The 23,391-nt window shown below is 63.7% G+C and carries 21 protein-coding genes; 14 read left to right on the top strand and 7 right to left on the bottom strand.

Annotation, left to right across the window (positions count from 1 at the left end; translation table 11 throughout):
* Window positions 1-178: 178 nt before the first annotated feature.
* The gene (locus M3G19_RS03305; protein ID WP_259900419.1) at window positions 179-1,702 is read right to left on the bottom strand and encodes an alpha/beta hydrolase-fold protein; all 1,524 of its coding nucleotides are present in this window, start codon (window positions 1,700-1,702) and stop codon (window positions 179-181) included.
* A 123-nt stretch (window positions 1,703-1,825) separates the two neighbouring features.
* On the opposite strand from M3G19_RS03305, the gene lpdA reads away from it, so the two are divergent.
* Both lpdA and M3G19_RS03295 read left to right on the top strand, forming a co-directional pair.
* A complete protein-coding gene (lpdA, locus tag M3G19_RS03300; RefSeq protein WP_210572810.1) occupies window positions 1,826-3,238 on the top strand; it encodes a dihydrolipoyl dehydrogenase in 1,413 nt (470 codons plus the stop codon).
* Window positions 3,239-3,451: 213 nt separating this feature from the next.
* The gene (locus M3G19_RS03295) at window positions 3,452-4,363 is read left to right on the top strand and encodes a DUF4352 domain-containing protein (protein ID WP_259900418.1); all 912 of its coding nucleotides are present in this window, start codon (window positions 3,452-3,454) and stop codon (window positions 4,361-4,363) included.
* A 66-nt stretch (window positions 4,364-4,429) separates the two neighbouring features.
* On the opposite strand, the gene M3G19_RS03290 is transcribed toward M3G19_RS03295, so the two are convergent.
* Complete coding sequence (locus M3G19_RS03290) at window positions 4,430-4,906, bottom strand: hypothetical protein (protein ID WP_259900417.1); 477 nt, start codon at window positions 4,904-4,906, stop codon at window positions 4,430-4,432.
* Window positions 4,907-5,245: 339 nt separating this feature from the next.
* Between M3G19_RS03290 and M3G19_RS03285 the strand changes: the two genes are divergently transcribed.
* The 7 genes from M3G19_RS03285 to M3G19_RS03255 all read left to right on the top strand — a co-directional run bounded on the left by M3G19_RS03285 (window position 5,246) and on the right by M3G19_RS03255 (window position 12,094).
* On the top strand, window positions 5,246-6,004 hold the full coding sequence (locus M3G19_RS03285) for a succinate dehydrogenase cytochrome b subunit (RefSeq protein WP_259900416.1): 759 nt from the start codon (window positions 5,246-5,248) through the stop codon (window positions 6,002-6,004).
* Between the two features lie 203 nt (window positions 6,005-6,207).
* A complete protein-coding gene (locus M3G19_RS03280) occupies window positions 6,208-8,271 on the top strand; it encodes a fumarate reductase/succinate dehydrogenase flavoprotein subunit (RefSeq protein WP_259900429.1) in 2,064 nt (687 codons plus the stop codon).
* Window positions 8,271-9,020, top strand: a complete 750-nt coding sequence (locus M3G19_RS03275) for a succinate dehydrogenase/fumarate reductase iron-sulfur subunit (RefSeq protein WP_210572816.1) — start codon at window positions 8,271-8,273, stop codon at window positions 9,018-9,020. Before M3G19_RS03280 ends, M3G19_RS03275 begins: the two co-directional genes overlap by 1 nt.
* Before the next feature lie 130 nt (window positions 9,021-9,150).
* On the top strand, window positions 9,151-9,528 hold the full coding sequence (locus M3G19_RS03270; RefSeq protein ID WP_259900415.1) for a hypothetical protein: 378 nt from the start codon (window positions 9,151-9,153) through the stop codon (window positions 9,526-9,528).
* Between the two features lie 85 nt (window positions 9,529-9,613).
* Entirely contained in the window at window positions 9,614-10,933 is a 1,320-nt protein-coding gene (locus M3G19_RS03265; RefSeq protein WP_259900414.1) for a DUF445 domain-containing protein, read from the top strand.
* Between the two features lie 27 nt (window positions 10,934-10,960).
* Entirely contained in the window at window positions 10,961-11,740 is a 780-nt protein-coding gene (locus tag M3G19_RS03260) for a CGLAU_01105 family protein (RefSeq protein WP_259900413.1), read from the top strand.
* A 30-nt stretch (window positions 11,741-11,770) separates the two neighbouring features.
* Complete coding sequence (locus M3G19_RS03255; RefSeq protein WP_259900412.1) at window positions 11,771-12,094, top strand: DUF2516 family protein; 324 nt, start codon at window positions 11,771-11,773, stop codon at window positions 12,092-12,094.
* 24 nt (window positions 12,095-12,118) lie between these two features.
* On the opposite strand, the gene M3G19_RS03250 is transcribed toward M3G19_RS03255, so the two are convergent.
* From M3G19_RS03250 to M3G19_RS03240, 3 genes are all read right to left on the bottom strand, one after another.
* Window positions 12,119-12,895, bottom strand: coding sequence for a DUF2993 domain-containing protein (locus M3G19_RS03250; protein ID WP_259900411.1), 777 nt, complete (start codon window positions 12,893-12,895; stop codon window positions 12,119-12,121).
* Window positions 12,896-12,962: 67 nt separating this feature from the next.
* Window positions 12,963-13,778: a class I SAM-dependent methyltransferase gene (locus M3G19_RS03245; protein WP_259900410.1), complete on the bottom strand. Its 816-nt coding sequence runs from the start codon at window positions 13,776-13,778 to the stop codon at window positions 12,963-12,965.
* A gap of 18 nt (window positions 13,779-13,796) precedes the next feature.
* Complete coding sequence (locus M3G19_RS03240) at window positions 13,797-14,288, bottom strand: DUF2505 domain-containing protein (protein ID WP_259900409.1); 492 nt, start codon at window positions 14,286-14,288, stop codon at window positions 13,797-13,799.
* Between M3G19_RS03240 and M3G19_RS03235 the strand changes: the two genes are divergently transcribed.
* A complete protein-coding gene (locus M3G19_RS03235; RefSeq protein WP_259900408.1) occupies window positions 14,277-15,380 on the top strand; it encodes a UDP-N-acetylmuramate dehydrogenase in 1,104 nt (367 codons plus the stop codon). The two genes, M3G19_RS03240 and M3G19_RS03235, sit on opposite strands and share 12 nt — an antisense overlap.
* On the opposite strand, the gene M3G19_RS03230 is transcribed toward M3G19_RS03235, so the two are convergent.
* A complete protein-coding gene (locus tag M3G19_RS03230) occupies window positions 15,377-17,239 on the bottom strand; it encodes a long-chain-fatty-acid--CoA ligase (RefSeq protein ID WP_259900407.1) in 1,863 nt (620 codons plus the stop codon). The genes M3G19_RS03235 and M3G19_RS03230 overlap by 4 nt on opposite strands.
* Before the next feature lie 280 nt (window positions 17,240-17,519).
* On the opposite strand from M3G19_RS03230, the gene M3G19_RS03225 reads away from it, so the two are divergent.
* Both M3G19_RS03225 and mshA read left to right on the top strand, forming a co-directional pair.
* Window positions 17,520-18,608, top strand: coding sequence for a MinD/ParA family protein (locus M3G19_RS03225; RefSeq protein WP_259900406.1), 1,089 nt, complete (start codon window positions 17,520-17,522; stop codon window positions 18,606-18,608).
* 26 nt (window positions 18,609-18,634) lie between these two features.
* Window positions 18,635-19,906: a D-inositol-3-phosphate glycosyltransferase gene (gene mshA, locus M3G19_RS03220; RefSeq protein ID WP_259900405.1), complete on the top strand. Its 1,272-nt coding sequence runs from the start codon at window positions 18,635-18,637 to the stop codon at window positions 19,904-19,906.
* 5 nt (window positions 19,907-19,911) lie between these two features.
* On the opposite strand, the gene M3G19_RS03215 is transcribed toward mshA, so the two are convergent.
* The gene (locus M3G19_RS03215) at window positions 19,912-21,177 is read right to left on the bottom strand and encodes a S1 family peptidase (RefSeq protein WP_259900404.1); all 1,266 of its coding nucleotides are present in this window, start codon (window positions 21,175-21,177) and stop codon (window positions 19,912-19,914) included.
* A gap of 153 nt (window positions 21,178-21,330) precedes the next feature.
* Here M3G19_RS03215 and M3G19_RS03210 point away from each other — a divergent pair, with 153 nt between their 5' ends.
* Together M3G19_RS03210 and M3G19_RS03205 are read left to right on the top strand one after the other, a co-directional pair.
* A complete protein-coding gene (locus M3G19_RS03210; protein ID WP_210572841.1) occupies window positions 21,331-22,077 on the top strand; it encodes a phosphoglyceromutase in 747 nt (248 codons plus the stop codon).
* Between the two features lie 11 nt (window positions 22,078-22,088).
* A complete protein-coding gene (locus M3G19_RS03205) occupies window positions 22,089-23,378 on the top strand; it encodes a cell wall metabolism sensor histidine kinase WalK (protein ID WP_259900403.1) in 1,290 nt (429 codons plus the stop codon).
* Window positions 23,379-23,391: the final 13 nt, after the last annotated feature.

The raw sequence follows: 23,391 nt of genomic DNA, 5'->3' as shown, positions 1-23,391 counted from the left end.
ACCGAGTGTTGTTAGAAACGCGTCAAAATCGTTCACAGCACAAACGTTAAACGCCGCGCAACCCATCGTCTACGAAACAATGTCTACTTCAGTAGACATCGCCTAAACGGGCAGGTCACAGGGCGTGAAAGACGGGCGAAAACCCGGGAAAGCGGCTAGAGAAGGCCGCTTTTATGCTTTAGCTGCTGCTGTCAGCGTCCCAGGTAGCGCGCTCGGGGAGCCCTTCCTCCGGGTCCGGGACAGCCTCGACGAAGTCATCGCCGACGAGCGCAGGGCCGAAGGTGGTGTTCCAGGAGCGGTACAGGTCGTCGAGCCAGACGGCCCAGGCGTGGGTGCCGGCCTTGCGGAACTCGTAGTGCGCCGGAATGTTCTCGTTGTTCAGCTTGGCGCGCAGATCGTGGGTGCACGAGTTGGTCGCAGCCTCGATGACACCACCTTCGACGGTGGTGGTCATGGAACCGCCGATGGCTTGGGCAAGGTTCTGCCCATTGGCGACGCGGTAACCGACCATGTCGGACTGCGACGCGGTGCCGGAGCCGTTGGAGATGTAGAGGGCCTTGCCACGAAGCTTCTCGGCGTTGACGAGGGCATCGTTGTAACGGTTGTAGGGGCTGCCCATCGGACCCCAGATATGAGCGGGGGTGACCGAGGAGTAATTCGGCTCATTGGCGGCGCGGTTCACGGTCAGTGCAGCGAATGCCCACGGCAGCGGGGTGGAGGTGGCGGCGCAGCCGGAGAAGGAACCGACGGCGTCGTAAAGCTCGGGGTGGTGCTCCGCGAGCAGGAGCGAGGAGGTGCCGGACATGGAGAAGCCGAGGATGCCGCGCTTGTCGTTCGCGCCGAGCTCCTTTTCGACGGCGGGCCACAGCTCCTTGCCCAGGAACGTCGACCACTTCTGCTCGCCCTTGAAGTAGTCGGACTTTTCCTTCAAGGTGTCGCCGTCGGTGAGCCAGTCGACATAGTAGGAGAATGCGCCCTCCATCGGGACGACCAGGTTCACACCCTTGCCCTTGTAGACCTTCTGGGCTTCAGCAACGGAAATCCAGTCGCCGGTCTGCTCGGAGCCGCCGGCGCCGTTGAGCATGTACAGCGTCGGAGCGTCGGTAACAGGCTTGCCGTCTTTGTCGGTGGCGCGGACGAGCGCGACCGGAATGTCGCGCTTCATGGACTCGGAGTAGACGTACCAGCCCTCGACATCTTCTGCGCCGTACCAGTCTTGGGCCTGTGACGTGTTGTCGGAGACCTTCTTCGGGGCGTCATGCGGGCCGGTCATCTTGCGCATCGTGGCGAGCTTGGCGGGTGCATCGTCGTCTTCCGGCACGTTCTGCGCGGCGTCTTCGATCTCAGGGTCGATGCTCTCTTTGTCGCGCTCGGCCAGATCGTTGGTAATAGAGCTGAGGTCGCCCACGGAGCTGTCCTTGTCGCGTTGGGCGCCGGTCTCGCCGGCTTCGGTATCTGCGCCGGGAGCGCCGTTGTCGGAAGCGTCTTCGCCAGTGCCAGACTCATCGGCGGGAGCCTCACCCTCGGCGTCGGAGTCGTCGGCGCCAGACTCATCGGAAGGAGCGTCGGCGGGGGTGCCGGTCACGGTTTCGTCGTTAAGCTGGTTTGCGTCTTCGGCGTTGACGACGCTGGCTGCTGTGAGCGACCCTGCTGCGATGGCGATCGCGGCGACGGACGCGAGTGCGGGGCGGGACAGCTTCATGCTTGAGGTTCCTTCGCTACTAACTACTGGGAAGCTTGCTACATCATGCCAAAAGTGGGCGGAACTTTGAAGTGGAAAGCACCCCCGCAGCGAGTTGGCGCGAGCGCACGTATCCTAGGGGACGTGGCTAATGAACATTTTGACGTTGTTGTACTTGGCGCTGGCCCCGGTGGCTATGTCGCCGCAATCCGCGCAGCCCAGCTGGGCAAGAAGGTCGCGGTTGTAGAGAAGCAGTATTGGGGCGGTGTTTGCCTGAACGTGGGCTGCATTCCGTCGAAGTCGTTGATCAAGAACGCTGAAGTGGCGCACATCTTCAACCACGAGGCGAAGACGTTCGGCATCAAGGGCGATGTTTCCTTCGAGTACGGGGATGCGCACAAGCGTTCCCGCAAGGTCTCGGAGAAGATCGTCGGCGGTGTCCACTACCTGATGAAGAAGAACAAGATCACGGAGATCAACGGTGTCGGTTCCTTCAAGGATGCGAAGACGCTGGAGATCACCGAGGGAGATGACAAGGGCAAGACGGTCACGTTCGATGACTGCATCATCGCTACGGGTTCCGTGGTGAAGACCCTGCCGGGCATCGAGCTGTCCGAGAACGTGGTGTCCTTCGAGGAGCAGATCCTCAACCCGGAGGCCCCGGAGAAGATGGTCATCGTGGGCGCTGGCGCGATCGGTATGGAGTTCGCGTACGTGCTGTCCAACTATGGCGTAGAGGTCACGGTCGTCGAGTTCATGGACCGTGTCCTGCCGAACGAGGACAAGGACGTGTCCAAGGAGATCGCGAAGGCCTACAAGAAGCTCGGCGTGAAGCTTCTGACGGGTCACGCGACGACGGCTGTGCGCGACAACGGCGATTCAGTCGAGGTGGACATCCAGAAGAAGGGCTCGGATGACACGGAGACCATCACCGTCGACCGCGTCATGGTCGCCGTCGGCTTCCAGCCGCGCACCGAGGGCTACGGCCTCGAGAACACCGGCGTCGAGCTCACGGACCGCGGCGCCATCAACGTCGACGAGCGCATGCGCACCAACGTCGACGGCATCTACGCGATCGGCGACGTGACGGCGAAGCTGCAGCTAGCGCACGTGGCTGAGGCGCAGGGCATCGTTGCGGCTGAGACCATCGCTGACGCTGAGACGATGGAGCTGGGCGACTACCAGATGATGCCGCGCGCGACGTTCTGCAACCCGCAGGTCGCCTCCATGGGCTACACCGAGGAGCAGGCGCGCGAGAAGTTCGCGGACAAGGACATCAAGGTCGCTACCTTTCCGTTCTCCGCGAACGGCAAGGCGCTGGGTCTGGCGGAGTCGCAGGGCTTCGGCAAGCTCGTCGTCGACGGCGAGTACGGCGAGATCCTCGGTGCGCACCTGGTCGGCGCGAATGTCTCCGAGCTGCTGCCGGAAATCAACCTGGCGCAGCGCTTCGATCTCACCGCCGGCGAGATTGCGCGTAGCGTGCACATCCACCCGACGCTGTCCGAGGTGCTCAAGGAAGTCGCGCACGGCGTCGAGGGCCACATGATCAATCTTTAAGCAGTTTGCTTATCGACGGCTGAAAACGCCCCGAGCCCTGCTCGGGGCGTTTTCTTGTGGTCTCATGGCTGGTGTTAAGGAAAAGGATTTGGCGGGTTAGCACGACGAAAAGTGATTTCGACGTTAGAGTAAAACGCAGCCAGTCTTAAAAGGCGCTTAGAACTGATCCGTCGCTCCGCCGCTTGCCGGTGGGGCCGATAGCAAGGAAACGTAATGTCTAGCAGCATCAACCCCAACCGGGACCCGTTCTCCGAGTCGGAGCCCGGGCAGCAGGGCCAGTACGGCTACGACGGCTACGGCCAGCAGGGCTACGACTATGGCCAGCAGGGCTATGACTACGGCCAGGGCTTCGACCAGGGCTACGGCCAGCAAGGCTACGACCACCAGGGTTACGCCCAGGGCTATGACCAGCAGGGCCAGTACGGGCAGCAGATGAACGCACCGTACGGCCAGGGTGGTCAGGATGGCAACGGCGGCGGTGGCAGCGGCAAGATCATCGCGATCATTGGCGGCCTGGTTGTTGCGCTTGCTCTGATTGGCGGCCTGATCTACTTCCTCACCTCTGGCGGGGACGATAAGGAAAGCGACAGCGACGACGATAAGACCACGAGCGCGCAGCAGTCCACGGGCAATGCCACCGAATCGCCGAGCGCCAACAAGGACAGCGGAAAGGGCAAGAAGAAGGGTGGCAAGGAGGGTAGCACCCGCGAGAACCCGCTTCCGGTCGGTTCGACGATTGAGAACAAGGACTGGAAGGTCACCCTGAACTCGGTGAACCTCAACGCCAACGACGATATTAAGAAGGCCAACGACTACAACAAGGACCCAGAGGCGGGCAAGAAGTACATGATGGCCAACATCACCGCCGAGTTCGTCGGTGATGATCCGCAGGGCAAGCAACCGCTGTTCACGGTCGAGTACATTTCGCCGGACGGCCAGACCGTGGGCCAGTTCGAGACGATTGTGTTGATGGACGATGACTTCGACATGAGCAACACCCTGTACTCCGGTGCATCGACGACGGGCAACATCGTCTACCCGATCCCGGAGGACAACGGTGACGAAGGCACGCTGGCGATCAGGCTGGACTTCAAGGAAGAGAAGCAGTTCTTCGCGCTGAAGTAAAGCCACGCGAAAGCGCCCCGCCACAGCTTATCGACGAGTTGTGGCGGGGCGCTTTTTGCTTTGCGTTTAGCCCTTCTGGGTCGGGTTGTCGGTGCCACCGACAGCGGAAGCCAGAGCGGCGAGGGACTCTTCCATCACGGCGTCGTCGAATTTCTCCGACATCTTGCGCACCTCGTCGGAGGCGATCTCGCTGCGGTCGTAGGTCAGGGTGACGGAGGTGCTGTCAGCGCCCTCGGGGGAGAGCTCGTAGAGCCACTTCGCGCCGACCTCGACATCAGCGGTGAGGTTAGCCAGGTTCTTCCAGCCGATGACCTTGTTTTCCTGGAAGGCGAAGACCTCGTTGCGGGTCTGGTAGTCGCCGTCCTCCTTGGTCATGTTCATGACGAAGATGTCGCCGACCTTCTCCAGCTTGGCGTTGGTGTCGGCGGAGACGACCATGCCGGAGTTATCGGTCTCGGCGTGGCGGGACGGGTCGGACAGGAGCGCGAAAATGTCGTTGGCGGATGCGTCGATGGTTCGGGTTGCAGAATTCGTATCAGTCATGGGCCCCACTGTAACGAAGTTTGGCGATCTGCCTCGTCGCCCTAGGTTTACGCAGGACCGAGAGATTAGGGCGACTCAACAAACCAAAGTTTGACACCCTTCGGGGTAATGAATGTGCCGCACAATGCCCGGGGTGGGTGTAGGTGGGGTAATTCACATTTGGGGGGTGGCGGTGGGCGTCGAAAAGCTGTTGCAGATGTGAACTGCGATGTTGGACGTGTGCTGGCGCCGATGGTGCGGAAACGCTGCATGCGTGACCGCTAAGTGGGGGTGAGGTGGCACGTCGAGTAGTGGTGAACCTTGGGTTAATCGTAAAGTTAAGTCGACACTGGAGGTGCCATGACTGTTCAACATGCAGATCGTGACGCAATTCGTCACGGCAAAATCACTGAGGAGCCGCTGCGCGAGCGGCCCGGAGTGCCTACCTGGGTGCTCAAACTCATAATGGCCGTCACCGGCCTGATTTTCTTCTTGTTCGTCATCGGCCACATGGTCGGTAACCTCAAGATCTTCATGCCCGACCACGCTGGCGGTGCCGCAATCGACGAATACGGCACATTCCTGCGCGAGATGGGCCAGCCGCTGTTCCCCGGCAGCTCGCTGCTGTGGATCATCCGCATCGTCCTGCTCGCCTGCCTCGTGCTGCACGTCTGGGGCGCTCTTGCCCTGAAGGCGCGCTCGAGCAAGTCCCGCGGTAAATTCCGCCGCACCAACCTGATGGGCGGCCTGCAGTCCACCGCCGCACGCTGGATGATCGTCACCGGCATCATCCTGCTGCTGTTCATCATCTTCCACATCCTCGACCTGACTGTCGGCGAGGTCGTCGCGTCCGAGGCATTCACCCACGGCGCAGTCAAGAACAACCTGCTGGCCACGTTCGCTCCTGAGCGCTGGTTTGTCACGCTGTTCTACGTCATCGCAATGATCGCCCTGTTCCTGCACCTCACCCACGGTGTGTACCTGGCGGTCTCCGACTTGGGTTGGCTGGGTAAGCGCGGCAGCGCCATCATGGTCGTGCTCGCGTACTGGATCCCCGCCATCGTGGTGATCGGCAACATTGTGATGCCTTTGGCCATCGCATTCGGAATGGTGTCTTAGGAACGGCTGGAGGAACGCAAATGACTACTGCATACAACTCGGGCGATAAGAAGCCGAAGAAGGCAGCTGACAAGGCTCCCGCCAACGGCGTCGACGGCAAGGAGCCGCCGCGCTCCCAGACCGCCCCGAAGAGCGCCGACCAGAAGCCGAACGTCAAAAAGGCTCAGGCTGAGAACAAGGCTGGCAATACGGCCACCAAGGCAATGAGCACCCAGGCCACCAAGGACCGTCCGGCCGAGGCTAAGGGCGCAACCGACACCCCGGCCGCCGAGAAGGACGAGAACAAGGACTTCACCAACCCGAAGTCCAAGGCTGCCGGCGTCACCCCGGGCAACATCCTGGAGAGCAACGAGCCCAAGGGCATCCCGATGCGCGACATGTGGACCTACCAGAAGGACCACATGGAGCTCGTCTCCCCGCTCAATCGCCGTAAGTTCACCGTCATCGTTGTCGGCACCGGCCTGTCCGGCGGCGCAGCTGCGGCCGCCCTCGGTGAGCTCGGCTACAACGTGAAGAACTTCACCTACCACGACGCTCCGCGCCGTGCGCACTCGATTGCTGCTCAGGGCGGCGTCAACTCCGCTCGCGGCAAGAAGATGGACAACGACGGCGCGTACCGCCACACCAAGGACACCGTCAAGGGCGGCGACTACCGCTGCCGCGAGTCCGACTGCTGGCGCCTCGCAGTCGAGTCGGTCCGCGTGATCGACCACATGAACGCGATCGGTGCTCCGTTCGCCCGCGAGTACGGCGGCGCACTGGCCACCCGCTCCTTCGGCGGCGTCCAGGTGTCCCGCACCTATTACACCCGTGGCCAAACAGGTCAGCAGCTCCAGCTGTCCACGGCATCGGCGCTGCAGCGTCAGATCCACCTGGGCAACGTGGAGATCTTCACCCACAACGACCTGGTCGACTTCATCATCACTGAAAAAGACGGCAAGAAGCGTTGCGAGGGCATTGTCACCCGTAACCTGATCACCGGCGAGCTGGTGCCGTTCACCGGCCACGCAGTCGTGCTGGCCACCGGCGGTTACGGCAACGTGTACCACAAGACCACCCTGGCGAAGAACTCCAACGCCTCCGCCATCATGCGCGCGTACGAGCACGGCGCATACCTGGCGTCCCCGGCGTTCGTGCAGTTCCACCCGACGGGTCTGCCGGTCAACGCCAAGTGGCAGGCGAAGACGACGCTGATGTCGGAGTCCCTGCGCAACGACGGTCGCATCTGGGTCCCCAAGGAACAGGGCGACGACCGCAACCCGGCCGATATTCCGGAAGAAGAGCGCGACTACTTCCTGGAGCGCCGCTACCCGGCCTTCGGCAACCTGGTCCCGCGCGACGTGGCCTCCCGCGCGATCTCCAAGGAGATCAACGCCGGCCGCGGTATCGGCCCGCTGAACAACGCTGCGTACCTGGACTTCTCCGACGCCAGCGAGCGCCTGGGCAAGGACACCATCCGCGAGCGTTACTCGAACCTGTTCGAGATGTACGAGGACTCCATCGGCGAGGACCCGTACGAGGTGCCGATGCGCATCGCCCCGACCGTCCACTTCACCATGGGCGGCCTGTGGACCGACTTCAATGAGATGACATCCATCGACGGACTGTTCGCCGCCGGCGAGTGCTCCTGGACCTACCACGGTGCGAACCGCCTCGGCGCGAACTCGCTGCTGTCGGCGTCCGTCGACGGCTGGTTCACTCTGCCGTTCACGGTCCCGAACTTCCTGGCCGGCCACCTCAACGAAGAGGTCCTGAGCCTGGAAGCGCCGGAGGTCTCCGCAGCTGTGACCCGCTCCCAGGAGCTCATCGACCGCCTGATGAATATTCAGGGTGCCGAGCCGCACGGCCCGGACTACTACCACGAGAAGCTCGGCGCGATTCTCTACGAATCTTGCGGTGTCTCCCGCAACGTCGAACTGATGGAGAAGGGCCTGAAGGCAGTGCGCGAGCTGCGTCGCGACTTCTGGGCCAATGTGAACATCCCGGGCGAAGCGATGGACATGAACCAGACCCTGGAGAACGCGATCCGCGTCGCGGACTACATCAACCTGGGTGAGCTCATGATCATCGACGCTCTCGACCGCGACGAGTCCTGCGGTGCGCACTACCGCGAAGACCACCTCTCCGAGGACGGCGAGGCAGAGCGTGACGACGAGAACTGGTGCTTCGTCTCCGCATGGGAGCCGGGCGGCGATGAGAAATTCATCCGCCACGCCGAACCCCTGTACTTCGATTCGATCCCGCTGATGACAAGGAACTACAAGTAATGAAACTGACACTTGAGATCTGGCGTCAGGCCGGACCCGACGCCGAGGGCAACTTCGAGACCGTTCAGGTCGACGACGCTGTCGAGCAGATGTCGATCCTGGAGTTGCTGGACCACGTCAACAACAACCGCGTCGAAGCAGGCGAGGAACCGTTCACTTTCGCCTCCGACTGCCGCGAAGGCATCTGCGGCACCTGTGGCGTGTCCGTCAACGGCCGCCCGCACGGTGCAGGCCAGAACACGACGGCCTGCCTGCAGCGCCTGTTCAACTACAAGGACGGCGACACGCTGCGCATCGAGCCGTTCCGCTCGGCTGCGTTCCCGGTGATCAAGGACCTCACCGTGGACCGCTCCGCTCTGGACCGCGTGATGCAGCAGGGCGGCTACGTCTCCATCCAGGCAGGTACGGCCCCGGACGCTGACACCCTGCACGTCAACCACCAGACCGCCGAGAAGGCACTCGACTTCGCTGCCTGCATCGGCTGCGGTGCCTGTGTCGCGGCGTGCCCGAACGGTGCAGCCCACCTGTTCACCGGTGCGAAGCTGAACCACCTGAAGCTCCTGCCGCTGGGCCAGGAAGAGCGCGGCAAGCGCGCACGCCAGATGGTGGACGAGCTGGAGACCAACTTTGGCCACTGCACCCTCTTCGGCGAGTGCGCAGACGTCTGCCCGGCGGGCATCCCGCTGGAGGCTGTCGGCGCGATCAACAAGGAGCGCGCACGCGCGGCATTCCGCGGCAAGGACGACTAAAAAGGGCCCGCCAATGCGGGGAGCGACATAGCGTGCTCCCCGCGGCAGCCCACCTATAATGGGAATCATCGCCGCGGAAGCGGCTTAGGGCACCCCCTCGTAATAGGTACTAGGAAAGAGAGATAGTTCCATGAGTGGACACGCAGGACCCGCACCGGTTGCGGATATTTCGACTGAGAGCTTCCCGGAGTACGGCACCTCCATCCAGGACGGCTACGTCGACGGCTACGACCCGGTGTCGCTGGGCGCTCCGCACTCCTCGCTGGTCAAGCACATCACCTGGGTCGGTATGGCACTGATCCTGGCGTCGCTGGCAGGTTTCGGCACGCTGATCTACGGCGCGGCCACCACGATCTGGGGCCACGGCGCGAGCGAGGACATCTCCGAGATGCTGCTGATCGTCGGCGGTATCTTGACGGCCGTGACGCTCATCGGCGGTTTCATCACGATCCATGCTGGCCGCTCCGGCTACCGCAAGTACCGGAAGGCCACCGGCCGCCGGAACTAGTTTCCAAGCCCCGGGGCCCGCTTGAAGCCTCCCACTCGCACGCACAGGTGTGAGTGGGAGGTTCTTTTGCGCTTTAATACGGTGCATGGGAAAGCATGATCTTGAGGGGCAGGGGGCGTCGATAAGCGGAAAGCTCGCTGTGCCCGGACCCTCGCCGGAGGTGGAGGCGGAGCGTCGGCGCTCGCTGCGGATCCATAAAGCCTGGGTGACAGGGCTGTTGGTGCTCGCGGCGGCGGTTTATATCGCGTGCGAGTGGTGGATCACGCGCGGCGCGGCGCCCGGCTGGGTGCCGTATGTGCGCGCGGCGTCGGAGGCCGGCATGGTCGGCGGGCTGGCGGACTGGTTCGCGGTGACGGCGCTGTTCCGATACCCGATGGGCATCCCGATTCCGCACACGGCACTCGTGCCGAAGAAGAAGGATCAGATCGGCGGCGCGCTCAGCGAATTCGTCGGCGAGAATTTCCTGAATGCGGAGCTGATCACAGAGAAGGTCGCGGAGGCGAACCTCCCGGAACGCACGGGTGCGTGGCTGTCGCAGCGCGAGAACGCTGAGAAGGTTTCCGAGCAGGTCGGCCGTTTCACCGGCAACGCGATCGCGGCGATCGACCCGGAGGATGCGGAGGCCCTGATCAACCACCAGGTGCTCGACCGTCTCGCGGAGCCGGCGTGGGGGCCGCCATTGGGGCGCATGCTCGACGGGTTGATCGCGGACGGCAAGGTGGAGCCTGTCGTGGAGGACATCATTTCGTGGGGGCGTGCGAAGGTGGGCACGATGGAGGAGTCGGTGGTCACGATGATCGACGAGCGGATGCCCAGCTGGGCGCCGCGTTTCGCGAAGGAGCTCGTGGGGGAGCGTGTCTACCGCGAGTTGGTGGAGTTCATGCGCGAGATCGACACCGACCCGGACCACGAGGCGCGCCAGGCGATCCGCCGCACAATCGCGCAGTTCGCGGTCGACCTGCAGTTCGACCCCGAGATGATCACACGCGTCGAGTCCATCAAGGGCGACATCATGGGGTCCACGGCCGCCAAGTCCGTCGCGGGCGAGATGTGGGGCACCGTCTCGCAATCGCTTATCGACGCCTCCTTCGACCCTTCATCCCCCCTCCGCCGCCGCGTCGCCGAACTGGCGCAGGAATGGGGCGGGCGCATCAGCACCGATCCTGAACTCCGCGCCTCTCTGGACGACCGGATCCAGGGTGCGTCCCGGTTCATCGCCGACAATTACGCCGCCGATATCACCGCCATCATCTCCGACACCATCGAACGCTGGGACGGCCGGGAAGCCGCCGACAAGATCGAGCTCATGGTCGGCAAAGACCTGCAGTACATCCGCGTCAACGGCACAATTGTCGGTGCGCTAGCAGGCCTGGTTATTTACACTGTGACGCAGATACTGTTTTAGATTCACGCGCCATAAGGAGACACCGCCATGACCGACAATTCCTCCTCCACTAACCCGTACGATTCTGCCGGCAAGGACAAGGATGCCAATGACGACGGCATCATGAACACCCTCAAGGGCGCCGGTGAGGCTTCCCTGAATGCGTGGTCCCGCCTGGGCGACCTGGCAGGTGAGTTCGGCCGCAATTTCCGCGCTGACCGCGACGCAGATGTCGCTGGTGGCGCCCACGCCGCCCACACCGAGGATCTCACCGACGACCATGCGGGTTTCAGCGACCAGTTCAAGGCCGCCATCGCGAACGCCCGCCAGGCTTACGAGGGTGCGGAGAACGACCGCGATTTCCGCGCTGCCACTGCGTCCCTCGCCGGTGATGCTGAGTCCATCTTCCGGGATTTCGCCGGCAGCGTCACCCGCGCTGCTGATGCCTCCCGTGAGTCCGACCAGGCCGACCAGATGAAGTCCGCCTTCCGCGACGCGGCCGACGAGGTCCGGGAGACCTTCAACGTCGCTGTGAACCAGGTGCGCAACCGCGGCGGCGAGAACGGCGGCGACAAGGCCGCTACTGCTGCAGCGACCGCCGGCGACAACACTGCCGATAACACCACCGAGGACACGATCGCCGACATGCGTTCGCGTCTCGACGACATGATCAACCGCCTCAGCTCCGTCTTCGACCGCTCCGCTTCCGGTGACGATGCGGCAGCGAATGATACCGACGCGCCGTCGGGCACCGACACCGCCTCCGATATCATCGACGGTGAAGTTGTCGAGGATCGCGGCTTCGACACTGATCCGAAGAATAACTAGAACCCGAACGAGAAAGCCACACCTTCCTTGATGATGCTGCTCCAGCTTCCGGACCTCACACTGGCCAATTGGATTATCCTCGCGCCGGCGCTGCTGCGTGCGCTACTCATGGCTCTCGTGGGGATCGCAGGGCTCGCCGGGGCAGTGATGGTGGGGCTGACACGTCCGGATGCCTTCGACGCGGGCGACCGCATGCCGAAGGCCGCATGGGCAGCCATCTTGATCGCCAGTGGCATCGCCTGCCTGAGCTCCTTCATGTTTCTCGGCATCATCGGCTGCGTCTGCATCGGCGTGTACTTCTTCGATGTCAGACCGCAGCTGAACAATATTCTTCGCGGAAATTACGGCTGGTAGCTGAACTGCAGTTTGGGGTCGGTGTTAGACAGGCAGCTCGTTGAGCTTCACATTCTCCCCAGCGACGGTGATGCGGAACCCGTTGTCGATGACCTGGAACTGCTGAATCTGCATCGGTCCCACGACATCCTCATTCAGCCCCTTTTGCAAAGCGTTGCTGACGGCCTCTGAGAAGAAATCCGGCAAGCTGCGTCCCAGAATCTGGGTGGATTCGGCGGTGAATGTCATTTGGTCATCCACGACCTCAGGGCGCAGCTCCACGCCGAAAGCGCCGTTGGAGAACGTCACGGTGAAGGTTCCTGCGGCCGGGTCGGTGCGGACGTCGGACACGGTGAGGATCTCGTCGTATTCGGCGAAACGGCCGTCCTGGGCCTCATCGAGCGAGTGGCGCAGCTCCTGCTGCAGCATGTCGCGGACGAGTGCTTGGGGCAGCTCCGTGTGGAGGACCAACTGTTCAGCGCTGGGGTCGTCAGGGTCGAGGGCGAAGCCGGTCGCGTCGATCGTGGCGGGCGGGTTGCCCACGATCTCGTCTCTATCCGGCACGAGTGTCGACGGCACGTCGATGTTGATGTACTGGAGTTTCCCGCGGGCGAGGCCGAGCAAGACGGGGGAAGCACCGAAGTGGACGGAGGCGTCTTCGCGCATGTCGGCGCTCTCCGGGACCGAATCGCGGACGCTAGCCCGGATCTGCTGCGCGATGAACCCGCGGACGGCGATTTCCGCGAGGAACAGCAAGATGATGAGGCCGGCGACAATGCCTAGGAGGATTTTCCATCCCCGGCCAGTGGAAGTGCGGGTCATAGATGCCCATTGTGCGTGAGAGTTCTTATGTTTGACAACCTTTTCCACCGCAGGGAGGCGCGGTAAATCAGCTGTTCGGGGCCACCGTGGACCAATCCACAGTCAACGTGTTGTCCCGTATGCGGCGACGCACAGGTTCGAGGGGCCATCCGGCGTCGATAAGCATCTGGTGAGCGTGGCGCCAGCGGACGCGTGGGCCGTGGGGTGCCCAGCCGGAGGAGCGCTCCCACGCATCATCGGCGGCGGCGAGGAGTTCGTGAATCGGTTCGCCGGGGACGTTGCGGTGAATCAGGGCCTTGGGGAGGCGTTCGGCGATGTCGCTGGGCCGGTCGACATCGTCGGGAGCCCAGGCGAGGGTGAGGGTACGGGGGCGGGCGGTGGCGTCGATAAGCAGCCATGCGGCGCGGCGGCCGAGTTCGTCGCAGGTGCCTTCGATGAACAGCCCGCCCGGGGCGAGGTGCGATGCGACGGTCTCCCACGCGCTCACGACATCGTCGACGTCGTACTGCCGCAGGACGTTGAAGGCGCGGACGAGGTGCGGCGTGTATCCGGCGAGCTCGAAGCCACCGAGTTCGAAGGTGACGCCGTCGCGCGGCGGCAGGACGCGATCGGGGTGGATTTCCAGCCCGACGACACGGGTGCGTGGGTTGACCTGCCGCAGCCACCCCGCCCATTCGACGGTGGTGGTGTGGGATGCGCCGTAGCCGACGTCAACAGCGAGCGGCTCGCTGACCCCGCGCAGCAGCGACTGGATATCAGGGTGGTAGCGCGTCCACCTGTCGGAGCGCCGCAGCCGGTTGTAGCCCGTCGTGCCGCGCGTAATAACGCCGAATGGCCGGCCATTCCCGCCCTGCGCGCGCAGGTTGTGGGCATGGTCGGCCATTGCTGAAAGGGAGGAGACTTAAAGGTTCTCAGAGATCCACTTGTCGGTGAGCCCGCCCTCCTGGGTGAACAGGTCCTCGAGAGCCTCAGCGACCTTGGGCTCGATGGCGGGGCCCATGAACGGGATATTCACGGAGGTCTCGGTCTCGTAGTTGAGCTTGGTGGTCTCGCCCTCGCCGGCGAGCTTGATGGAGCCGCCGAAGTCAACCGGGGTGCCTTTCACATCGGCGGTGAACGAGATATCGGCGTTGTCGCCCTCGAGCGCGCCGATATTGATGACTCGCTTGACCTTCAGCGCCTGGGAGACCATCGCCTGCACAGCTTCCGGCAGAAGGGTCTGCGGCAGAACTTCGTAAAGGGTGACGGAGTTGTCGGTGAATTCGTTGACCTCGCCCGGCTCGGGGGAGAGGTTCGCGGCGATGTACTCCCAGTATTCGCGGGTGGAGTACGCCTTGTGAACCTTGTCGGCGGGCTGGTTGATGGTAACGGTGTTGTCGCTATGAGTAGCCATGCCCCACAGACTACCGTTGTTGTCGTGGCTGAAACATCTGCGACTCATCTTGATTTGGAGCCTTTGGACGGCGTGCGCCTGAAGGATTTGACGACGTTGCGCATAGGCGGTGCGCCGCGTGCGGTGTGGCGCGCACGTACCGCGTCGGAGCTTGCGCACGCAGTGTCGCTTCTCGACGCCTCCCGCGCGCCCCTCCTCATTCTCGGCGGCGGGTCGAACCTCGTGGTGGCCGACGGCGACCTGGACCTGACTGTGGTGATCGCGGGCAACGACGGTATCGAGGTGCGCCCCGACGGGCTGGTCCGCGCCGGTGCTGGCGCCGTGTGGGACGACGTTGTCGCCGCTGCGGTGGACGCGGGGCTGTCTGGGATCGAGTCTCTGTCCGGGATTCCGGGCTCCGCGGGCGCGACACCGGTGCAAAATGTCGGGGCGTACGGTGCCGAGGTCGGCGACGTGCTCACCCGTGTGCACCTGTACAACCGGAAGACCGGTGAGACTGAGTGGGTGCCGGCCAGTGACCTGGAATTGGCATACCGCTACTCCAACCTGAAATTCACCGGTCGCGCGGTGGTGCTGGAGATCGAATTGCAGCTCACCCCGGCTGAGCTGTCCATTCCGTTGCGGCATTTGGGCGGAAAGCAGCTCCCGCTGAAAGAAGCCCGCGAGGAGATCCTGCGGGTGCGCGCTGCGAAGGGCATGGTGCTCGACCCGGACGACCACGACACGTGGTCAGCGGGGTCGTTTTTCACCAACCCCGTCGTCGCACCGGAACTCGCTGACGAGATCGCCCGCATCGTCGAGGCAGAAAGGCCCGGCGAAGGGGAGACCATGCCCCGGTACCCGCAGGCCGACGGCAAGGTGAAGCTGTCTGCCGCGTGGCTCATCGAGCGCGCCGGGTTCCACCGCGGTTTTCCGAATGAGAACGCCCCTGCCCGGTTGTCCACCAAACACACGTTGGCGTTGACAAACAGGTCAGGGGCGGGGGCAGATGACGTCGTCAAGCTAGCGCGCACTGTGCGTGACGGTGTGCGCGAGCGTTTCGACGTCGAGCTTGTGCCCGAACCCGTGTGGATCGGGCTGTCGATGGACTAGTTGTCCTCGAGGCGGTGGCGACCCGCATCGTCGTCGCCGTCAGCTTCCGGAGCCTTCTCGAGCGACCAGCCGTTTTCCTGCTCCCCCTGCTGGATCTGCTCCTCGGTCGGCTCCTCGGGCGTGCCCTCGGCATTCTCGCCGTCAGCGGCCGTGCCCGCATTGAGGCGGTCGATGAGCGACTGCTGCACCTCGCGACGACGAATCTTGCCCGTCATATCGCGGTTGAGCTCCTCGAAGTGGTAGAACGTGCGCGGCACCTTGTACGGAGTGAGGCGCTCGCGGGCGAAGTCCTGCAGGCCCTGCGGATCCAGCGCGGCACCTTCCTCGAGGGTGACACACGCGACGACATCCTCGGAACCGTCCTCGCGCGGACGGCCGACGACGGCGATATCCGCGATGTCGCGGTGCGCGCGCATCACGTTTTCCACCTCGTCCGGGTAGACGTTGAAGCCGCCTGTAATGATCATCTCCTTGATGCGGGAGACCAGGCGGATCCAGCCGTCTTCCTCCATGACGCCCATGTCGCCGGTGCGGAAGTAGCCGTCGACGAATGCCTTCTCGTTGGCCTCCGGCTTGTTCAGGTAGCCCTTCATCACCTGCGGGCCCTTGACGATGACCTCGCCCGGCTCGCCGTCCGGCATCAGCTCCGTCGGGTTGTCCGGATCAACGATGCGCACCAAGGTGTTCGGGAACGGCACACCGATGTAGCCCGGGCGGCGGCTGCCGTCCATCGGGTTCGCGGTGACAATCGGCGCGGTCTCCGTCAGGCCGTAGCCCTCCACGAGCTTGCCGCCGGTGATCTTCTCCCAGCTCTCGATCGTGGACACCGGCAGGGTGGAGGCGCCGGAGAAGGAGTTGCGGATCGACGACAGCTTCTGCCCCTTCTCAGCAGCCGAGGCAGCGATGCGCTGGTAGAGGGTGGGCACGCCCGGGACGAATGTCGGCGGGTTGCGCTTCAGCGCGTCCTGGATCAGATCCGGCTCCGGTGCCGGCAGCAGCGTGATCTCCGCGCCGACCAGCAGACCCAGGCCCAAGTTCAGGGCAAGGCCGTAGACGTGGAACAGCGGCAGCACCGCCAACACCTTCTCGTCTTCCTTGCCGAGGTCCTTCATCCAGGCGCTGCCGGCCTTCATCTGGTGGTTGAAGTTGCCGTGGGTGATCTGAGCGCCCTTCGGCTCACCGGTGGTGCCGGAGGTGTACAGGATCACGGCGGTGGTGTCCTGGGTGATCTCCGGAGTCTCGAGGTTGTGGCCCTCGCCGCCGATCGCCGCGGACAGCAGCGTTTCGAACGGAATGGTGTCCGGTGCCGGACCGGAGAGCTTCTTGCGGGATTCGCGCAGCTTCTTCAGCGGCACGTACTTCAGGGCCAGCTCCATGTACTTCGGCATGGCCTTGGTCATGTCGACGGAAACAATGGTCTCCAGCGGGGTATCGCCGCGCAGGACTGCCAGCTCCTCGACGGCCTTGTCCCACATGATGGCCACGCGGGCACCGTGGTCGTTGAACTGGCCGCGCAGCTCATGCGCGGTGTACAGCGGGTTGTGCGCCACGACGGATGCGCCGAGACGCAGCACTGCCAGGAAGGAAATGACGAACTGGGGGCAGTTCGGCATGACCAGCGCGACGCGATCGCTCGGGCGAACACCGAAAGCCTTCAGGCCAGCGGCACAGCTGCGGACCTGCTTGTCCAGCTCGGAGTAGGTGATCGTGCGGCCGAAGAACCACATAGCGTTCTTGTAGGACCGCTTGGAAAGGGTCTCTTCGTACAGGTCCAGAAGCGTGTCGTCGCCGAGATCGACTTCCGCGGGGGTCCACTCCGCGTAGCTCGACAGCCAGGCTTTTTCCTCAAATGCCGACAATGGTCTGCCCTCCGTAAATGTGTCTCGTCAGTAGGTCGTACGGCGGTTAGTAAATTTCCGATTGATTTACTCCGACAAAGTATATAAGTGATTTCAGTGGCTTGTCAGATAATTTATGATCTCGGTCACGAATCGGGGGGCGATGAGGGGTGCGGCTCACGTTCATTGGCTCTCCATTGCGCACTGAAGTAGACATTCTCGACCCCACGGTTGCGGCAGACCCACGTAGTGTCGCTTGTGGGAGTCACTCAGCAAAGAGATGCCTTGGGGGGTAGAGCACGTGACTGATATTCAGACCGAGATCCAATACCGCCGCTACGCCAACACCGGATTGGGGGAGTGGGTGCCAGAAATGGGGGTGGGGCTGCACCGCGCGCCCGAGCGGCAGGAACCGCCGGCGGCAGCACCCGAACCCGTGGAGGTGCACCAGCCGCAGCAGCCCCAACCACTCGATTACGTCGATATTGTGCGTCGTCCGGTGAAGGCACCGCCGCGGCAAGGCTGGCGCAGACTCGTCCACGGGGCGACGGGCGGGAAGGTGAACCCGGGACAGTCGCGCCGGGAGGAGCAGCGTGCGCGGGTGACAGAGGCGATCCGGACGCCATTGCGCGGTGACTACCGCATCGCGGTGATGTCGCTGAAAGGAGGGGTGGGCAAGACCACGACGACGGTGGCGTTGGGGTCGGTGCTGGCGCAAACACGCGGGGACCGGGTGATAGCGATCGACGCGAACCCAGACTTCGGCACCCTGGCCCAGCGTGTGGCTGCGCCGGGGCCGGCGACAATCAGGGACCTGCTGCAGGCGGAGGACACGTCGCGGTACGCGCAGATCAAGGCGTTCACCACGCAGGGGGCCTCGCGCTTAGAAGTGATCGGCAGCGAGCGGGACCCGGCGGTGTCGGAGGCGTTCAGCGAGAATGATTACCGCCGTGCGGTGGATATTCTCCAACACCACTACAATTTGATTCTCACGGATTGCGGGACGGGGCTGATGCACTCGGCGATGGCGGGTGTTCTCGACCTCGCGCATACGCTGGTGCTAGTCAGCTCACCGGCGTTGGACGGAGCGCAGTCGGCGGCGGCGACGCTGGACTGGCTGGAGCTGCACGGGTACGGCCGGTTGGCGGCGAATGCCGTCGTGGTGGTGTCCGCACCGGCGACCCAGAAGACAGCCGTCGACATGGAGGCAGTGATCGCGCATTTCGCGGCACGAACCCGGGCGGTGCACGTCGTTCCGTTCGACCCGCATTTGGCGGAGGGGGCGGTCATGGACATCGAGCGGCTGAGGCCGAATACACTGCGCGCGTACCGCAATCTGGCGGCGACGATCGCGGTGGACTTCGATCAGTGGCACAAGCACGCGCGCTAGACGCGGAACTTTCTAGACTTGGGTGCATGCGCGTCGCGATGATCTCCATGCACACCTCCCCGCTCGAACAGCCGGGCTCGGGTGATGCGGGCGGAATGAATGTCTATGTCCTCAATATTGCGCGCGAGCTCGCGGCGGCGGGCGCGGAGGTGGACGTGTTCACCCGCGCGACGAGGCCGAGCCAGGGCGAGGTCGTCGACGTCGCAGACGGGTTACGGGTGATCAACGTCGTGGCGGGCCCGTACGAGGGGCTGGCCAAGGAGGATCTGCCCACGCAGCTGGCGGCATTCGCCGGCGGAATCGTCCAGTTCGCGCGGAAGCAGGGCTGTGATTATGCCCTGATTCATTCGCACTATTGGCTCTCTGGCCAGGTGGGTTGGCTATTGCGTGACTTGGTGCGGGTGCCGCTCATCCATACCGGGCACACGTGGGCGGCGGTGAAAAACGCCGCGCAAAAGACCACGGGCGGAGCCCAGGGGGAGACAGAGGCGCGGCGGATTTGCGAGCAGCAGCTGGTGGATAACGCGGATGTGCTCGTGGTCAACACCGACGATGAGATAGATCAGCTCAGCCACCATTACGACGTCGATCCTTCGCTGATCCGCGTGGTCACCCCGGGGGCAGACACGCGTTTGTTCACGCCGGGCACGAACCGTAATACGGAGCGGGCGCGGCGCCATCTGGGCATCCCGGTGGACAGCCAGGTGGTGGCGTTCGTGGGCCGGTTGCAGGAATTCAAGGGTCCGCAGGTGCTGCTCCGGGCTGCCGCGGAGATGGTGGAGCGGGATCCGGAGCGGAATATCAGGGTGATTGTGTGCGGTGGGGCGTCGGGAAGCGATGCGTCGGTGGATTATTACCGCGCGCTCGCGCACAAGCTGGGGCTGAGCCGCACAGTGCGTTTTTTGGGGCCGCGCCCGCCGGAGGAGTTGGTGGCGGTCTATCAGGCGGCGGATATCGTTGCGGTGCCCAGCTATAACGAGTCTTTCGGCCTGGTCGCGGTGGAGGCGCAGGCAACGGGCACGCCGGTGGTTGCCGCGCGCGTCGGCGGGTTGCCGCTCGCTGTCGCGGACGGGGAGACGGGGGTGCTTGTCGACGGGCACGATGCGGATGCGTGGGCGGATGCGCTTGTAAGCTTGCTTGACGACGACGCCCGCCGTCTCTCCATGGCCGAAGCCGCCGTCGGACGCGCCGCCCAGTTCAGTTGGTCGGCCTCGGCTGCTGCGCTGAAGCAGGTGTACGAGGAGGCGCGGTCAGGCTTCGAGCCCACGACCGAGCGCCGCCACGCCACCGGAGACTAACTGGCTTAGTTGTAGCCCATCTCGTCGAGCGCCCAGTTCAGGCCGGCACTGGCGATATTGTCCGCGTGAGCGGATGCGTAGGAGCCGGCGATGGTGCCGAAGCGGTTGACGGTGTCGCCGACCTCGGCAGGGGTGGCACCGCCGGTGGCGAGAGCGACAGTGGCGGACACTGCCAGGGTCCGCGTGTCGTCGGCGATGGTGGCGGCGTCGCGCTGTGCTGCGCTCACGACACCGTCGAACTGCTCCTTCGGGCTCGGCGGGGTGATCGCCTCTTCGGGCAGGCCCGGGTTCTTGTCCCGCAGGTACTGCTCGATCTCGGCTTTTTCTTCCTCGCCGGGGACGAAGTCGGCGCGTTCGTCGGCAGGCGGTGCCGGGGTGAATTTCTCGTTGACCTGGCCGTCGGGGATGCCGTAGCCCTCTTCGAGAGCGCGGTCGGCGCGCTGCGCTGCACCGAGCGGGCCGATGCCCAGGGAGGTCATGCCGACGATCTTGCCGGTCGTCGGGTCGTAATTCACGCCACCGGAATCGCCGGGCTTGTAGTCGAGGGCCCAGCTCCACACCGTGTCGGAATTGTAGGCCAGCTGGTAGCCACACTTGCGTGCGCCCATCGCACCGTCCTTGCACAACGGTTGGCCGAAATTGTCCAGGCGGATCTGGCCGGGCGCGAGCGTCGGGTAATCGCGCACACCGGTCATGGGGACCGGGGTACTGGGGTGGCCGCCGAATTTATCGCGGGAGGCAGCGGCTCCGTCGGCGGGCGTGGACGGATCCAGCACCACGATGCCCCAGTCGGTGGAGTTGCGGGCTTTACGAAGGGACGTCGATAAGCCGTCGTACCCACTTGGGACGTTGACCGTGTGCACAAGACCTGTGCCCCCGACGCGCTGGTAGCCGCCCCGGACGGGCGCGTAGACGTCCTGGCCCATGAGGACGCCCTGATCGGAAATGCCCGTCACGCAGTGACCGGCGGTGAGCATGACGCGCTGTTTGTCGCCGCTGTCGAGAGCGACATCGCCGACGGGGCCCTGCGTGCACGTCTTCGTGAACATCTCGGGGTGCGTGTCCAGCCCCGTCGCCTCCCGAACATCCGGATACTCCGGGCCGAACGGATACTCGACGTCGTATGGGCGCACGCGCATGGGCGCGCCGGGTGCCGCAATGGCGTTCACCTGCATCTCAGTACCTGAATCGGGGACCGCCTGGGCGATCGGAGTGACACTCAGCGCGAGGCCGAGAAGGGCAACTTGAGAAACAATTCGACGCACAATCACACAAGTGAATATAGACCACTTAGGCCCCTTCCGTGGCGCCTCAAACCTGTGAATCCTGTTGCTCCTGTTCGCACGGGAACATGGTCGCATCACCCCCGCACCCCCTTGGCCGAACCGCAGCGGGAAGCGCATGAAACTGGCATGCTGGAGATCATGAGCAACGGAAAGCTAATCCTCGTCCGCCACGGGCAAAGCCAGTGGAACGAATCCAACCAATTCACCGGCTGGGTCGACGTCGACCTGACTGAAAAAGGCGAAGCTGAAGCCGTCAACGCCGGCAAGCTGATGAAGGAAAAGGGAATCCTCCCCGACATCGTCTTCACCTCGCTGCTGCGTCGCGCGATCCGCACCGCCAATATCGCGCTGAACGAGGCTGACCGGCACTGGATCCCGGTCGAGCGCAACTGGCGCCTCAACGAGCGCCACTACGGCAAGCTGCAGGGGCTGAATAAGGCTGAGATCCGCGAGGAATTCGGCGAAGAGCAGTTCATGGAGTGGCGCCGCTCCTACGACACTCCGCCGCCGGAGATCGACACGGATAATGAGTACGCGCAGACCGATGACCCGCGCTACTCCTTCCTGCCTGAGGTGCCGCGCACCGAGTGCCTGAAGGATGTCGTGGAACGCTTCACCCCGTACTACATTGACTCCGTGCTGCCGGAAGTGCTCGCCGGTAAGAATGTCATGCTCGCAGCGCACGGCAATTCCCTGCGCGCGCTGGTGAAGTACCTGGACAATATCTCCGACGAGGACATCGCCGGCCTGAACATCCCGACCGGTATGCCCTTGGTCTACGAGTTCGATGCCGAAGGCAACGTGACCAACCCGGGCGGCACCTACCTCGACCCGGAGGCCGCCGCTGAGGGCGCTGCTGCCGTGGCCAACCAGGGGAATAAGTAACTGACGTCTCCGTGAACACTCTTCTCGCTTTCCTCGCGGGAGTGGCAGTTGCCGCCCTCGTCGCCGTCGGAACCCTCAAGTACCGGACGCGGCGGGGGCGTAGCCGTGCGCAGGCCAAAGCCGAAGAGTCGAAGGCCCGCACGGTCAGCCAGATCCTGCATTTGGTCATCCAGGGCTCGCCGACGGGCATTACCGTCGTCGGCCGCAAGGGTGAAGTGATTCTGTCGAATGCGGCAGCGCACCACATGTCGATCGTGCATGACCGCACCTTGAATCCCGAGGTGTGGAACGTAGGCAAGAAGGTCTTCGCCGACGGCGACGCCCGCGATCTGGAGATGAACCTGAAGAACCGCTCCACCGGCAGCCGCGTCAACAACGTGAGCGCTGTGGTGCAGCCGTTGACGCTGTCGGAGACGGAGCACATCATCGTCTACTCCATGGACGAGTCGGAGAATGTGCGCATGGAATCCGCGCGACGCGATTTCGTCGCCAATGTCTCCCATGAGCTGAAAACGCCGGTGGGCGGCATGTCGCTGCTGGCGGAAGCGCTGCTCGAAGACCCCGACGACCCGGAGCTGGTGAACTACTTCGGCGAGAAACTGCTGGGCGAGGCGCACCGCATGGGCGCGATGATCGCCGATTTGATCAATTTGTCCAAGCTGCAAGGAGCCGAGGCTCTGCCGGAGATGGCGCCGGTACGGGTCGACGACATTATCGATGAGGCAGTGGAGCGCAACCAGCTCGCCGCCGACAACCACGAGATCGAGCTGAACCGCGGCGAGCGCTACGACACCCACGTCATGGGTGATAAGTCCATGTTGGTCACGGCCTTGTCCAATTTGATCTCTAATGCGATCAACTATTCGCCGAAGGGCAAGGCGGTCAGCGTCACCCAGAAGGTCGTGCGCGACTCGGTGGTGCTGATCCGCGTCACGGACCGCGGCATCGGCATTGCCCCGGAGGATCAGAAGCGCGTTTTCGAGCGTTTCTTCCGGGTGGACAAGGCGCGCTCGCGGCAAACAGGGGGCACGGGTTTGGGATTAGCCATCGTTAAACATGTGGTGGCGAATCATGGCGGTAATATCAAACTATGGTCCAGGCTCGGCACTGGATCGACGTTCACGATCGAGTTGCCGGTCTTTGCTCCGGAGAAGCTCGCTTCTGCGGTGGTACCGGAGGAGATCGCGAAGCTGGACAGCCTCGAAAACGGGGATGGGTCCGATTCGAAGCTGGCCAGGACCTCGCCGGTCGCCCGTGTGGTGGCGCGCCGGCGGGAGAAGGACCAGGACAAAGAAGGTTAGAGAAGGTTAAGGA

The sequence above is a fragment of the Corynebacterium sp. p3-SID1194 genome (assembly GCF_025144155.1).
Classification (GTDB): Bacteria; Actinomycetota; Actinomycetes; order Mycobacteriales; family Mycobacteriaceae; genus Corynebacterium.
The sequence above is the reverse complement of the archived record's forward strand: the minus strand, read 5'-3'. Positions and strand labels throughout refer to the sequence as shown.

What these genes read in the sequence shown, in the direction of transcription:
- M3G19_RS03270 (WP_259900415.1), top strand. Translation starts at nt 9,151, where the DNA reads ATGAGTGGACACGCAGGACCCGCACCGGTTGCGGATATTTCGACTGAG.
- M3G19_RS03290 (WP_259900417.1), bottom strand. Translation starts at nt 4,906, where the DNA reads ATGACTGATACGAATTCTGCAACCCGAACCATCGACGCATCCGCCAAC.
- M3G19_RS03235 (WP_259900408.1), top strand. Translation starts at nt 14,277, where the DNA reads ATGAGTAGCCATGCCCCACAGACTACCGTTGTTGTCGTGGCTGAAACA.
- M3G19_RS03240 (WP_259900409.1), bottom strand. Translation starts at nt 14,288, where the DNA reads ATGGCTACTCATAGCGACAACACCGTTACCATCAACCAGCCCGCCGAC.
- M3G19_RS03305 (WP_259900419.1), bottom strand. Translation starts at nt 1,702, where the DNA reads ATGAAGCTGTCCCGCCCCGCACTCGCGTCCGTCGCCGCGATCGCCATC.
- M3G19_RS03280 (WP_259900429.1), top strand. Translation starts at nt 6,208, where the DNA reads ATGAGCACCCAGGCCACCAAGGACCGTCCGGCCGAGGCTAAGGGCGCA.
- M3G19_RS03260 (WP_259900413.1), top strand. Translation starts at nt 10,961, where the DNA reads ATGACCGACAATTCCTCCTCCACTAACCCGTACGATTCTGCCGGCAAG.
- M3G19_RS03245 (WP_259900410.1), bottom strand. Translation starts at nt 13,778, where the DNA reads ATGGCCGACCATGCCCACAACCTGCGCGCGCAGGGCGGGAATGGCCGG.
- M3G19_RS03275 (WP_210572816.1), top strand. Translation starts at nt 8,271, where the DNA reads ATGAAACTGACACTTGAGATCTGGCGTCAGGCCGGACCCGACGCCGAG.
- M3G19_RS03255 (WP_259900412.1), top strand. Translation starts at nt 11,771, where the DNA reads ATGATGCTGCTCCAGCTTCCGGACCTCACACTGGCCAATTGGATTATC.
- M3G19_RS03295 (WP_259900418.1), top strand. Translation starts at nt 3,452, where the DNA reads ATGTCTAGCAGCATCAACCCCAACCGGGACCCGTTCTCCGAGTCGGAG.
- M3G19_RS03285 (WP_259900416.1), top strand. Translation starts at nt 5,246, where the DNA reads ATGACTGTTCAACATGCAGATCGTGACGCAATTCGTCACGGCAAAATC.
- M3G19_RS03210 (WP_210572841.1), top strand. Translation starts at nt 21,331, where the DNA reads ATGAGCAACGGAAAGCTAATCCTCGTCCGCCACGGGCAAAGCCAGTGG.
- mshA (WP_259900405.1), top strand. Translation starts at nt 18,635, where the DNA reads ATGCGCGTCGCGATGATCTCCATGCACACCTCCCCGCTCGAACAGCCG.
- M3G19_RS03265 (WP_259900414.1), top strand. Translation starts at nt 9,614, where the DNA reads ATGGGAAAGCATGATCTTGAGGGGCAGGGGGCGTCGATAAGCGGAAAG.
- M3G19_RS03250 (WP_259900411.1), bottom strand. Translation starts at nt 12,895, where the DNA reads ATGACCCGCACTTCCACTGGCCGGGGATGGAAAATCCTCCTAGGCATT.